Raw genomic sequence first — 13,787 nt, 5'->3', positions numbered from 1 at the left:
TAATATTTTTTTCGTTATTATTCATGTAAATAAGAGTGTTGCATTGAAAAGAAAGTAGTACTTAATTCACCTCATGAAAAGCGAGCTTGGGATAGTGGAAGCCAAGTTCATGAGCGTTAAGGAAGGCGTTCTTGGAGCAACTGCGTATGAAAGCGGCTGTAGTTATACAGCAAATAGGGTGGAACCGCGGGTTAACTCTCGTCCCTATGTCAAGAGATATTTGGCATAGGGACGAGAGTTTTTTGTGTTCTTTACGAGAACAAACTCTACATAAATCTATGCTGAATATACGTTTTATAAATTCGGAGGTGTAGGAAAGCAATGAATATTCAAAACATGATTTTAACATTGCAAAAACATTGGTCTGACTATGGTTGTATCCTAATGCAGGCATATGATGTAGAAAAAGGTGCAGGGACGATGAGTCCATACACTTTTTTAAGAGCGATTGGTCCTGAACCGTGGAATGTTGCATATGTAGAGCCATCAAGAAGACCGGCAGATGGACGATATGGAGAAAATCCAAACCGCTTATATCAACATCATCAATTTCAAGTAATTATGAAGCCGTCTCCTGACAATATTCAAGAATTATATCTAGATTCTCTAAGAGCACTAGGGATTAATCCGTTAGAGCATGATATTCGCTTTGTAGAGGATAACTGGGAAAATCCTTCTCTAGGCTGCGCAGGTCTTGGATGGGAAGTATGGCTTGATGGAATGGAAATTACTCAATTTACGTATTTTCAACAAGTTGGCGGTATTGAATGTAAGCCAGTATCGGTTGAAATAACATATGGAATTGAGCGATTGGCTTCCTATATTCAAGATAAAGAAAATGTTTTTGATTTAGAGTGGACAGATGGGTTCACAATCAAAGATATTTTTTATCAACCAGAATTTGAACATAGTAAATATACATTTGAAACGTCTGACACTGATATGCTGTTTAATCTATTCTCAATCTATGAAAAAGAGGCGCATAGACAAATGGACGAAGGGCTAGTACACCCTGCCTATGATTATGTATTAAAATGCTCTCACGTTTTCAACCTATTGGATGCTAAAGGTGCTATTTCTGTTACAGAAAGAACTGGGTATATTGGAAGATGCAGAAATTTAGCACGTAAAGTGGCAAAAACTTTCTACGAAGAAAGAGAAAAATTAGGATTCCCGATTTTAAAAAGTAAGGAGGGAAAAAGTCATGAATAAAAGAGACTTATTATTGGAAATCGGTTTAGAAGAAATGCCAGCACGTTTTATCTCTGCTAGTATACAATCACTAAAAGAGAAAATGGAGGCTTGGCTTGCGGAGAAACAATTGGGTTATGCTTCTGTTCAGGCTTTTTCTTCCCCGCGTAGATTGGCACTTCTTGTTACTGGCTTAGATGAATCACAGCATGACATGGAAGAAGAGGCAAAAGGTCCTGCAAAACGTATTGCATTAAACGAAGCTGGTGAATGGTCTAAAGCAGCTGCGGGATTCACCAGAGGGCAAGGCTTAGCGGTAGAAGACATCTATTTTAAAGAGATAAATGGTGTGGAATACGCTCATGTTAAAAAATTTATTAAAGGGAAACAGACAAGTGAACTATTATCAAAATTAAAAGAGTTGATTCTAAGTTTAACATTCCCGAAAAATATGCGTTGGGCCAATAATGAATTACGATATATTCGTCCAATTAAATGGCTTATTGCCTTATTTGGAGAAGAGGTTATTCCATTCTCTATTACTAATGTAGAAACGTCTAATCAGTCACGTGGTCATCGCTTTTTAGGTGGAGAAATCGTCTTTCAAAGCTCTTCAGATTATGAGAAGAAAATGTTGGCTCAATATGTGATGGTTAATGCAGCGGAAAGAAAAGAAGCTATCGTTTCACAAATAAATAAATTAGAAGAAGAAAACAATTGGATCATTCCAATTGATGAAGATTTGTTAGAGGAAGTTACTAATTTAGTTGAATATCCAACTGCCTTATATGGGACTTTTGATGAGTCTTATTTAGAGTTACCGACAGAAGTATTAATTACGAGCATGAAAGAACATCAACGCTATTTCCCAGTTAAGTCGAAGGAAGGAAAGTTGTTACCTTATTTTGTAACTGTTCGGAACGGGGATCATCAACATCTTGACAAAGTTGCAAGGGGAAATGAGAAAGTATTAAGAGCTAGACTTGCTGATGCTGCGTTCTTCTACAAAGAAGATCAAAAGTTAGCGATAGACGACCTTCTAAAAAAACTAGAAGCAATCGTATATCATGAAGAAATTGGTACTTTAGCAGAAAAAGTAGCTCGTGTTCGTTTACTTGCTTCTAAGTTAGCCGACGAATTACAGTTAACTTCTGAAGAAAAACAGGATGTCGATAGAGCTGCGCAAATTGCTAAGTTTGATCTTGTAACAAATATGGTTTACGAATTCCCTGAGCTGCAAGGATTAATGGGAGAACGTTATGCCCTTCAAAAGGGAGAAAAAGCATCAGTAGCGAACGCTATTAATGAGCATTATATGCCGCGTCATGCAGATGACGAAACAGCACCAAGTAATGTGGGGGCAGTACTTGCATTAGCAGAAAAACTGGATACAATTGTTTCATTCTTTAGTATTGGATTAGTACCAACTGGTTCACAAGATCCTTACGCATTAAGAAGACAGGCAACTGGAATTGTCCAGACCCTAATAGATAAAAACTGGAATATTTCGATTGAGCAATTGGTTGAACTGTCGATACAGGCAATAGAGAATACGTCAAAAGTTTCCGGGCAAGAATTAGTTGATTCAGTGCTGTCATTCTTCAAATTACGAGTGAAGTATATTTTACAAGAACAAGGCATCCGCTATGATATGATTGATGCAGTTTTAGCAGAAAAAATCGGTGGGGCTGCAAGTGTTTTAAGAAAGGCAAAAGTTCTAGAACTACACAAAGATGATGCTAATTTCAAGGAAGGCATAGAAGCTTTAAGTCGAATTATCAATATTTCCAATAAGGCAGTAACCGTTTCAGCGGTTGATCCTAGTTTGTTTGAAAATGAATATGAAAGTGATCTATATAATCGTTTTACAGCAGTTAAAGAAAAAATTAATACCAAAGTGGAAGAAAAAGAGTATTTTGAGTTATTATTCTCTTTACAAGAAACAATCTCCGCATATTTTGACCATACTATGGTAATGGCTGATAATGAGAAAATTAAAGAAAATCGTCTAAATTTAATGGCGGAAATGGCTTCTTATATTAAAGGTTTCGCAAGTGTAAATGAAATAATTGTGAAGTAGTAACTAGATAGTTTAACAAAAAGCTAGGCAGGGGATTCCCCTACCTAGTTTCCTTTTGTTATGATTAGGCATAATGAATATGTACTTGAATGTTAAATATGGTTGTAGCAAAAGAGTTATCTTTAGATTCTTTTTCTTTTGATTCTGGCTATTTCGTATATAATAGTTAGTAGATATCGTTACCTAAATGAAGGTGGTGAATAGGAAATCGAACTGAATAAACGTCAAGAAAAAATTATTGAAATTGTAAAAGAAAATGGTCCGATAACAGGCGAGCATATTGCGGATAAATTAAACTTAACAAGAGCTACTCTTCGACCAGATTTAGCGATATTAACAATGGCCGGCTTTTTAGATGCAAGACCTCGTGTAGGTTACTTCTATACGGGCAAGAACTCAGAGCGGCTAGTAATTGATAATATCCGTAATATCCTTGTGAAAGATTATTATTCACATCCAGTAGTTGTTCACGAGAATTCCTCTGTCTATGATGCCATTGTCATTATGTTCACAGAAGATGTTGGAACTATTTTTGTTATTGATGAAGCTTCCACATTAACTGGAGTTGTTTCCCGCAAAGATCTATTACGAGCAAGCATTGGTAAACAAGAGTTAAACTCTTTGCCTGTCGCTATTATTATGACAAGAATGCCGAATGTCACATATTGCTTTAAAGAAGAAATCTTAGTAGATGTTGGCTGCAAGTTAATGGATCACGAAATAGATGCACTTCCAGTTGTAGAAAAAAATGAAAATGGTCTTCTTGTAATAGGAAGAGTTTCGAAAACAAATATTACTAGAGCGTTTGTAGACTTGTCTAACAATCGTAAAGGAATTGTGGAGGAACATAATGACTGAAAGACAAATTATTTATGTTGTATCTGATTCAGTTGGTGAAACAGCTGAACTAGTAACAAAAGCAGCAATCAGCCAATTTTCTGGACATAATGTAAATGTATTAATTAAAAGGTTCCCGTTTGTGGAGGATAAATCGAATATACATGAAGTAGTCATGCAAGCTAAAATGGAACATGGGATGATTGCTTATACGCTTGTTAAACCAGAGGTTCGCAACTATATGAGTGAATTGGCTCGCCAAGAGGGCGTATATGCCTGTGATATTATTGGTCCGATTATCGATCAATTCCAAGTTTTATGGGGGAAAACGCCTTTATATGAACCAGGGCTTGTCCGCAAACTTGATGAAGATTACTTTAAAAAAGTTGAAGCGATAGAATTTGCTGTGAAATATGATGATGGAAGGGATCCAAGAGGGTTAGAAAAGGCAGATATTATCTTAATTGGTGTATCACGAACATCCAAAACGCCTTTATCGCAATTTTTGGCACATAAAAGAGTGAAAGTGGCAAATGTTCCAATCGTGCCAGAGGTTGATCCGCCAAAAGAACTTTTTCAAGTACCAGCAAGTAAATGCTTTGGCTTAAAAATAAGCCCGACGAAATTAAACAATATTAGAAAAGAACGCCTTATTTCTCTGGGCCTAAGTGATCAAGCAAGCTATGCTCAAATTGAAAGAATACAAGAAGAATTAACCTATTTTGATGATATCGTAAATCGCATTGGCTGTCCGGTTATCGATGTTACGAATAAAGCAGTGGAAGAAACAGCAAATATTATCCACAATTTATATTATCGCTCTAAGTATAATGCAGATAATTAGTTTTTATCTATAAACAGCAATTGGTAAAGACTTGGTTCTCCAAAGTAGAATCAAGTTTTTCATTATGGCTGCTTTACCGCAGTCAATAGAAAAATTCGCTTTGTTTCGCATTTTTTTGTTCTAGTATGATCTAAAAGGAATAATTATAGATAAAAAAAGATGGAATTTCAAGCTGATTTATACTATAATAAAAAATTGTGATAAAAAAGTATCATGTTTTAGGTTTAGACTTGGCTTATTACGAATAAACTATTTATTGTGAGAAGTCAAGGGAAGGGATAAAAAAATTTTCGACATTACTTCTTTCGTGAAAAAATAATTTAGGAAGAAGGAATATGTGGAGTGATGTAGAATTAATAGTACATTAGGAAAACACATGATATATGTTGATGCTGATTCCTGTCCTGTAAAAGAAGATATTGTCGAAATAGCTTCTTATTATCATTATGAATTGCAGTTCGTTGCATCCTATGCCCATATGAAGCGGGAGAATGACGGACAAAACTGGAAGTATGTGGATAGTGATAAAGAAGCTGTTGATTTATTTATTATGAATGCTACCAAAAAACAGGATATTGTCGTAACTCAAGATATTGGCTTGGCCTCCACCTTATTGCTAAAGCAAGTTACTGTTCTTTCACCAAGAGGGGTAATGTATGAGGAAGAAACGATAAATACTGCATTAGATATGCGTTATTTATCTGCTAAAGCAAGGCGAAAAGGGGTATATGGAAAAGGTCCTAAACCATTTACAGAGGAGGATCGACAAAAATTTAGAAGAAATTTTATAAGGATTTTGTCGAAAAATGAAGGAGAATCGATTGGACACGTCGAATAATTCATTAAAGTAGGCAATAAGTAGGGAGATGTGTTAGAAAATGGTGGCGCGCATTCCTGAAGAAAAACTTAATGAAATTAAACAGGCAACTGATATTGTAGAGGTCATTGGAGAACATGTATCCCTTACAAGACAAGGGCGCAATTTCATCGGTCTTTGTCCTTTTCACGGCGAAAAAACACCTTCTTTTACTGTATCGCCAGATAAGCAGATATTCCATTGCTTTGGCTGTCATGCAGGCGGAAATGTATTTACCTTTCTAATGGATTTAGAAGGCACTTCCTTTGTAGAAGTGGCTACAAGTCTTGCAGACAGAGCAAGCATTGATTTAGGAATTGAAATCAGTGAATTAGAAAAAAAACCAGCTATCCCCAATGATTTACAGCAAATGATTGATGCACATGAATTATTATCTAAATTCTACCATCATTTGCTCGTAAATACAAAGGATGGTCAGCACGCATTGGAATATTTGACTAATAGGGGCTTTACATTACCTATTATTGAAAAGTTCCAAATAGGCTATACATTAAACTCTTGGGATTTAGCTGTGAAGTTTTTAGGGAAACGTAAATTCGATGTTTCGTTACTAGAAAAAGCTGGTTTAATTGTAAAAAGTGAAAGGGATGAAAAATATTTTGATCGTTTCCGCGATCGAATTATCTTCCCAATCAGTGATCGAAATGGTAACACAATTGCGTTTTCTGGACGTGCATTAGGGGATAATAATCCCAAATATCTTAACAGTCCCGAAACACCAATTTTTAATAAAAGCAATACACTTTACAATTTTCATAAAGCAAGGCCGATTATAAGGAAGCTACAACAAGCTGTTTTATTTGAAGGGTTTGCAGATGTTATAGCTGCTAATAGAGCGGGAGTGGAAAATAGTGTTGCGACAATGGGTACCTCCTTAACGGAGGAGCATATCGCAATTCTAAAAAGAAACGCGCGAAATATAACGATTTGTTATGATTCTGATTCAGCTGGGATAGAAGCGGCCTTTCGTGCAGGACAGCTTCTTACTAAGGCTAATTGTATTGTTAAAGTAGTAATGTTACCAGATGGAATGGACCCCGATGATTATGTGAACAAATTTGGGGAAGATAAACTACAGCAGGAAATTCTTCATGGTAGTATTCCTTTTATGGGATTTAAAATGCTGTACTATCGAAGAGGGAAAAATCTTCAAAATGAAGGAGATAAACTCGCCTATATAGAAGAAGTAATAGGAGAAATTGCTAAACTGGATAAGGCGGTAGAAAAAGACCTCTATTTAAGACAACTGGCGGATGAATTTTCGTTATCTTTAGAGGCATTAAAGCAGCAAGAAATGCAGATGGAACAATCAAGTCCAAACGAATATGTTGATGAAAAAACAGTTGTTCCTGTAAAACAATATACAGTAAAAAAAAGAGCAACTGGTTTACTACCCGCATATCATACTGCAGAAAAAAGACTGCTTGCACATATGTTTAAAAGTGAGGATATTGCCTACAAAGTGCAAAGCTCATTACAGGGAAGAGCATTTAACATTGATGAACATCAAGCAATTTTTACTTATCTCCTAGCTTTTTATGAAAAGGGTCTAGGCACTGATACAAGTTCATTTATGAATTTTATTGATGATCCTGATTTACAACGGATTGTAGCCGAGATCGAAATGATGGAAGTGAATGAAGAGGTTAGTGAATTAGAGATTAGTGATTATATGAAACAAGTTACTAATTATGAAAAACTGCTTGAAATAAAGGAAAAAAAACAACAGCTTAAAGAAGCAGAACGTCAAAATGACTATATAAAAGCTGCTCAAATTGGCATGGAAGTATTATTATTAGAAAAAACGTTAAAATAGGTATATTATTGTCTTGATTTTTTGGAAGGAGGGGGACAAATGGCTGAAAAGTCTGCCCGTTCAAAAGAGATTGAAACGGAACTAACCCTTGATCAGGTAAAGGAACAATTAACAGAAGTAGGTAAGAAAACCGGTGTGCTCGCATATGATGATATTGCGGAGAAATTATCTAGTTTTGAATTAGATTCACACCAAATGGATGAGTTTTACGAATTTTTAGGTGATCAGGGAGTCGAATTAATTGGTGATGGAGAAGAAGAAGCTCCAAATGTCCAAGAACTCGCTAAAGGGGAGGAAGAATTCGATTTAAATGACTTAAGTGTTCCCCCAGGTGTAAAAATAAATGATCCAGTTCGTATGTATTTGAAAGAAATTGGAAGAGTTGATTTGCTTTCAGCAGAAGAAGAAATAAACCTAGCAAAACGTATTTTACAAGGTGACGAAGAAGCAAAACGTCGTTTAGCAGAAGCTAATTTACGTTTAGTTGTAAGTATTGCCAAACGCTATGTTGGCCGTGGAATGCAATTCCTTGATTTAATCCAAGAAGGTAATATGGGTTTAATTAAAGCTGTTGAAAAATTTGATTATGAAAAAGGATTTAAATTTAGTACGTATGCAACATGGTGGATTCGTCAAGCGATTACGCGTGCAATTGCCGACCAGGCAAGAACAATCCGTATTCCTGTTCATATGGTGGAAACCATTAATAAATTGATACGTGTTCAACGACAATTACTACAGGATCTTGGCCGCGAACCATCTCCAGAAGAAATTGGAGAAGACATGGATTTATCACCAGATAAGGTAAGAGAGATATTAAAAATTGCACAAGAGCCAGTTTCTTTAGAAACACCGATTGGTGAAGAAGACGATTCCCATTTAGGTGATTTTATTGAGGACCAAGATGCTACTTCTCCTTCAGAGCATGCTGCATATGAATTGCTTAAAGAGCAATTAGAAGATGTATTAGATACACTTACAGATAGAGAAGAAAATGTATTAAGATTGCGTTTTGGACTAGACGATGGTCGCACACGTACACTAGAAGAAGTTGGTAAAGTATTTGGTGTTACACGTGAACGTATTCGTCAAATTGAAGCAAAAGCATTAAGAAAGTTAAGACACCCAAGCAGAAGCAAACGATTAAAAGATTTCTTAGAATAAGTTGCCAAAGGTTTAAGTGGTCTTCAAGTACGATCCTATAAAGAAATAGTTTACTTCCTGTAAGAAGTGGCTATTTCTTTTTTTTAAGGTTTTATTTTTTCTTGGTTTACTTAAATTAAACTACAGGAAGTGATACTTAAAAATGCAAGATCAGCGAAAAACAATTATTGTTAAGGAAATCGCTTATTGGAAAGAAAATAAAATGCTTCCAGAACATTATTGTGATTATTTACTTACCCTATATACAGAAGGTAATGGGGTGGAGGAAAATACAATTAGTAAAAAAAGAAGTGGTTTCTTACTTTCTTCTTTACTATTTTTTTCTTTCATCCCAATAACTATATTTTTATTATATTTTACTGAATTGTCTTTTATTTTGCAAATGGCTATTTCACTAATTTTTCTGATTTTTTGTTTTGGCGGTATTTTTTTGTATAATAAAAAACAGTTAAATGTAGATATACCAGTCACCGTTGCTGCTATTATTTTTCTTTTATTCAGTGTAGCATTTGTTTTGTATTTTTTTGTAAATAAAATAATATTTTTATATATTATTTTATTTCTAAACTGTTTATTTTGGTATATATGCGGTAAAAGGTTTAAACTGCTATATTTTACGATTTCTGCTTATATTGGAGCTTGTTTATTAGTCATACTTGTTGTATCCAAGTATATGTTTAACTAGAACTTGAAATGTGGGGGATATAATGAATACAGATAGATTATCAAAACGATTAGAAACCGTTGCTAAATACATACCTAGAAATTCGAAATTTGCTGATATTGGTTCAGATCATGCTTACTTGCCATGTTATATGATAAAAAGAAAAGAGGTTCAGTCTGCCATTGCAGGTGAGGTGGTGGAAGGACCTTATCAATCAGCGGTTAAGCAAGTAAAACAAGAAGGATTAACTTCGAAAATATCTGTACGAAAAGGAAATGGTTTAGAAGTAATCGAAGGAAATGAAGTAGATTGTATTACCATTGCAGGAATGGGCGGGACATTGATTGCATCTATTTTGGAAAATGGAAAAGAAAAATTGCATTCGGTACAGAGGTTGGTCCTTCAGCCCAATATTTGTGCATTTTCTATTCGCGAGTGGCTATTAAAAAATAACTGGACTTTAGTGGCAGAAGAAATTTTAGAAGAGGATGGGAAAATATACGAAGTTCTAGTAGCGGAAAAAGGGGAATCTCCATCTTTAAACGAAGAAAGTGCCCTATTATTTGGACCATTTTTAATGAAAGAAAAAGATGCAGCATTCGTTAAAAAATGGGAGCTTGAGAAAAAGAACTGGCAAAGAATTCTTACACAGTTGGAATCTGCACCAGATTCTGTGGAAAATACGCAGAAACGGACAGAACTGCAGCATAAGATAAAATTAGTGGATGAGGTGATAAACGATGAAGAATATTAATGGCTATGAAATAATATCTTTATTTGAACAATTTTCCCCTAAAGTGTATGCAATGGAAGGCGATAAAATCGGGCTGCAGGTGGGAGACTTAAGTAGACCAGTTAAACGCGTTATGATTGCTCTAGACGTTCTCGATGAGGTAGTGGAAGAAGCAATATCAAAAAAGGTGGATTTAATCATTGCACATCATCCTCCTATTTTTCGCTCTCTTTCCAAAATAACAATGGACAATCCATCAGGAAAATTAATGCATAAATTAATTAAGAATGATATTACTGTATATGCTGCTCATACGAATCTTGATGTTGCAAAAGGTGGGGTAAATGACCTTTTAAGTGATGCTTTAGGTATACAGGATGCTGAAGTTTTAGTTCCTACTTATGAAGATAAATTAAAGAAATTAGTAGTATATGTGCCGAAAGAACATGTTGAACAAGTGAAAAAGTCGATTGGCGATGCCGGAGCAGGATCAATAGGGAATTATAGTCACTGTGTTTTTTCGACGGAAGGAATTGGAGAATTTCAACCATTAGAAGGAGCCGTTCCCTACATAGGTAGCGTTAATAAGCTGGAGCAAGTAGAAGAAGTCAAGATAGAATCGGTTTATCTTGCTTCGAAAGAAAAGAAAATAGTAAAAGCAATGGTAAAGGCCCATCCTTATGAAGAAGTAGCTTATGATATTTATGATTTAAAGATAAAAGGTGAGCAGTTAGGATTAGGGCGTATTGGAAGAGTAGAAGAGACAACATTGGGAAAGTTTGCTGACCATGTCAAAAAGGTTCTTGAAGTGGACAGAGTGCGTGTAGTGGGGAATTTAGATTCTCCAGTTAAAAAAGTAGCCGTATTAGGAGGCGATGGCAATAAGTATTATTCCCATGCCTTAATGAAAGGGGCAGATGTCTATATTACAGGGGATATGTATTATCATGTTGCCCATGATGCCCAAGCAGTGGGACTAAATATTATTGATCCTGGACACAATGTTGAAAAAGTGATGAAGAATGGTGTAACAAAGGTTTTAAAGAGAATGTGTGAGGAGAAAGGCTATGAGGTGGAAATTTTCCCTTCTGTAACTCACACCGATCCTTTTACATTTGTATAATCTAGATTTAAGGTAAAAAGCGGACAAACTTTTGGAGTGCAGACCAAGGGAGTGTCTGCTTTTTTCTTTGTAAAGAAAGTATAAAAGGGGCGTTTTTTAAGGTGGTACGCTGAAAAAGGAGTGAACGCCGAAGTTAGAGAGAAAAGAGTAAAGCGGTGTTCCTGAAAGGGATGAAAGCTGAAATTGGAAAGAGAAGAGAGTAAAGCGTGTTCATAAAAGGAATGAACGCCGAAATTGGAGAGGGAAGAGGACAAAGTGGTGTTCATAAAAGGGATGAACGCCGAAATTGGAGAGAGAAGAGAGCAAAGTGGCGTTCATGAAAGGAATGAACGCCGAAAATGGAGAGGGAAGAGAGCAATGTGGTGTTCATAAAAGGGGTGAACGCCGAAATTACCAGTGAAGGAAGAAAACAAGCGTTCATAAAGAGAGAATGTACCAAAATAAAAACAAGCACTCCATTTAAAGAAGAGAGTGCTTGTTCTATACATTATTTCGCCTTAACTTTTGGCAAAATCTTATTTAATGGAACTTTCTTTTCAAATTGCCATGTATTCTCGTCTTCTGGATCGTATTGGTCTAGAAAATTTATTACCTCTTTCGTAATAGGAGTTGGAGTGGATGCACCAGCAGTCACTGCAACACTGCTTGCTCCTTTCAACCATTCTAGCTTGAGTTCTGAGATGTCTGCTATACGATAAGCAGTAGTATGGGCAATTTCTTCGGAAACTTGTGCTAATCGATTTGAGTTATTACTCTTAGGATCGCCAACAACAATTAATACATCCGCTTCACCTGCTTGTTTAGCAACAGCTTCTTGTCTAACTTGAGTTGCTAAGCAGATTTCTTTATGAAATTCAGCTTGTGGGAATTTTTCTTTAATGCTTTCCATTAAATCAGCTACATCCCATTGACTCATCGTTGTTTGGTTTGTAACGAGGATTTTTTCATGGTTAATTTCCAAGCCGCTAAGATCCTCAAGTGTTTCTACTAGGGAGACGGCGTGTGGAGCAACACCAACAGCTCCTTCTGGTTCAGGATGGCCTTTTTTTCCAATATAAATGATGTAATAACCTTCTTTAACCTTTTCGCTAATTAAATCATGAGTTTTGGTTACATCTGGACAGGTTGCATCCAATGTTACTAACCCTTTTTCTTTTGCTATTCTGCGGACTTCTGGTGATACACCATGGGCAGTGAAAATGATTGTTCCCGAATCAACTTTGTCTAATATTTCTTTTCTATTTTGTCCGTCTAATGTGATAATACCTTCCTCTTCAAAGGCATCTGTTACATGTTTATTATGAACAATCATCCCCAAAATGTAGATGGGGCGAGGTAATGTTTTATCTAAAGCAGCATTTCGAGCAATTACCATAGCATCAACAACACCGTAGCAATAACCTCGTGGTGCAATTTTAATAACTTTCATTCTCCGATTCCTCCTGCATGATCCTACTATATAACAAATATATTAAGTTATAGATACTATTATTTCCTTTATAATATAACATGTTTATTATATATAACATAAGAGAGGTTTACAAAGCATAAGTGTCTGGAAAATAAGTTAGCCAAAAAGGATAAAAAAATACTGACCAATAGAAGCAAAAACCGATCCAATTTAAAATACTGAAGGGTTTTGCTAGTTAAGGCCAGTTGAATTTATACATAAAGTTTGGGTTTTGAGGCACCAGATGGGTTTTCTGAGAATGATTCTGTTTCAAAATCATGATGATCTGTTTCTGTTTTTTTAACTTTTTTCTTTGTTTGTGGTTTGCTAGTGGTTTTGTCATTTATTTCCTTACTAGTTTTTTGCTCCGTAACTTCTGTCTCTTCTGTCTCCTTGTTTGAACTTGTTAGTCCTCTATACATTTTCCATATCGCAGGGATGTTTTTCACCATTGGTCCATATTGGTTAATCATGGGACCGATTTGGCTTGCTGTATTAAGGAATTTTTGAGAATTAGCCAAAAATCCATTAATGGAGGAAGGGTTAGTTAACGTTTTTAGCAATCCACCGCCTCCAGAAGCGGCACTTCTTGCTCCAGCATTCGTAGCTGCCCCAGCAGTATTATTGCCTCCTCCAAGTAACCTTGATAAGAGTCCACCGCCTCCGCCATTTCCTCTGCTTGGCATTGCACCTCTCCCCATCGGACCGCCAGGAAAATTTGAAGGACCTCGCATTCCTGGCATTCTTCCGCCCATTGGCGGTCCTTGAAACGGTCCACGCTGTCTTGGTGGCATCATATTTAAAACGCCTCCTTTCACTTATACTACTTTATAGAATATGCAGTTGATACTAATATGTTTAGGTTTTAACAGAAAATTTGGATAGCTAGCAAAAGAAAGATAAAAGCTAGAAATAGAGTAAAATACATTGGTAAAAATAAAAAGGGCGCACGTTATAGCCTTTTAAGCGATTTTTTATTATAATTAAATGATGGACAAAAGAGCTATA

Annotated in this window: 12 protein-coding genes; 10 read left to right on the top strand and 2 right to left on the bottom strand. The window is 35.9% G+C overall.

The genetic code is table 11. The features are described 5' to 3' along the window. Positions 1 to 321 precede the first annotated feature (321 nt). The 10 genes from glyQ (at position 322) to NST77_RS12050 (ending at position 11,329) form a co-directional block, all read left to right on the top strand. On the top strand, positions 322 to 1,212 hold the full coding sequence (gene glyQ, locus NST77_RS12095) for a glycine--tRNA ligase subunit alpha (RefSeq protein ID WP_047941289.1): 891 nt from the start codon (positions 322 to 324) through the stop codon (positions 1,210 to 1,212). After that, the gene (gene glyS, locus NST77_RS12090; protein WP_341123013.1) at positions 1,205 to 3,271 is read left to right on the top strand and encodes a glycine--tRNA ligase subunit beta; all 2,067 of its coding nucleotides are present in this window, start codon (positions 1,205 to 1,207) and stop codon (positions 3,269 to 3,271) included. The genes glyQ and glyS overlap by 8 nt, the downstream gene beginning before the upstream one ends. Positions 3,272 to 3,478: 207 nt before the next feature. Beyond that, entirely contained in the window at positions 3,479 to 4,129 is a 651-nt protein-coding gene (locus NST77_RS12085; RefSeq protein WP_047941287.1) for a helix-turn-helix transcriptional regulator, read from the top strand. Next, positions 4,122 to 4,952: a pyruvate, water dikinase regulatory protein gene (locus tag NST77_RS12080; protein ID WP_095322362.1), complete on the top strand. Its 831-nt coding sequence runs from the start codon at positions 4,122 to 4,124 to the stop codon at positions 4,950 to 4,952. Before NST77_RS12085 ends, NST77_RS12080 begins: the two co-directional genes overlap by 8 nt. A 376-nt stretch (positions 4,953 to 5,328) precedes the next feature. Then, positions 5,329 to 5,790 carry a YaiI/YqxD family protein gene (locus tag NST77_RS12075; RefSeq protein WP_095333840.1) on the top strand — a complete coding sequence of 154 codons (462 nt, stop codon included), beginning with the start codon at positions 5,329 to 5,331 and terminating at the stop codon, positions 5,788 to 5,790. Positions 5,791 to 5,830: 40 nt separating this feature from the next. After that, positions 5,831 to 7,645, top strand: a complete 1,815-nt coding sequence (gene dnaG, locus NST77_RS12070; protein WP_095333842.1) for a DNA primase — start codon at positions 5,831 to 5,833, stop codon at positions 7,643 to 7,645. Positions 7,646 to 7,684: 39 nt separating this feature from the next. Then, a complete protein-coding gene (gene rpoD, locus NST77_RS12065) occupies positions 7,685 to 8,809 on the top strand; it encodes an RNA polymerase sigma factor RpoD (protein ID WP_047941284.1) in 1,125 nt (374 codons plus the stop codon). Between the two features lie 142 nt (positions 8,810 to 8,951). Then, entirely contained in the window at positions 8,952 to 9,494 is a 543-nt protein-coding gene (locus NST77_RS12060) for a hypothetical protein (RefSeq protein WP_341123012.1), read from the top strand. Between the two features lie 22 nt (positions 9,495 to 9,516). Continuing rightward, entirely contained in the window at positions 9,517 to 10,227 is a 711-nt protein-coding gene (locus tag NST77_RS12055; protein ID WP_341123011.1) for a tRNA (adenine(22)-N(1))-methyltransferase, read from the top strand. Next, on the top strand, positions 10,214 to 11,329 hold the full coding sequence (locus tag NST77_RS12050; RefSeq protein ID WP_095333848.1) for a Nif3-like dinuclear metal center hexameric protein: 1,116 nt from the start codon (positions 10,214 to 10,216) through the stop codon (positions 11,327 to 11,329). Before NST77_RS12055 ends, NST77_RS12050 begins: the two co-directional genes overlap by 14 nt. A gap of 487 nt (positions 11,330 to 11,816) precedes the next feature. Here NST77_RS12050 and NST77_RS12045 read toward each other — a convergent pair whose 3' ends face one another. Together NST77_RS12045 and NST77_RS12040 are read right to left on the bottom strand one after the other, a co-directional pair. Further along, entirely contained in the window at positions 11,817 to 12,758 is a 942-nt protein-coding gene (locus NST77_RS12045) for a 4-hydroxy-3-methylbut-2-enyl diphosphate reductase (RefSeq protein ID WP_095333850.1), read from the bottom strand. Positions 12,759 to 12,991: 233 nt separating this feature from the next. Then, positions 12,992 to 13,576 carry a YqfQ family protein gene (locus NST77_RS12040; RefSeq protein WP_235850356.1) on the bottom strand — a complete coding sequence of 195 codons (585 nt, stop codon included), beginning with the start codon at positions 13,574 to 13,576 and terminating at the stop codon, positions 12,992 to 12,994. Between the last annotated feature and the right edge of the window lie 211 nt (positions 13,577 to 13,787).

This window comes from Niallia sp. FSL W8-0177 (assembly GCF_038006285.1).
Lineage (GTDB): Bacteria > Bacillota > Bacilli > Bacillales > Cytobacillaceae > Niallia > Niallia circulans_A.
Note: the sequence above shows the minus strand (reverse complement) of the source record. Positions and strands in the feature narration are given on the sequence as shown.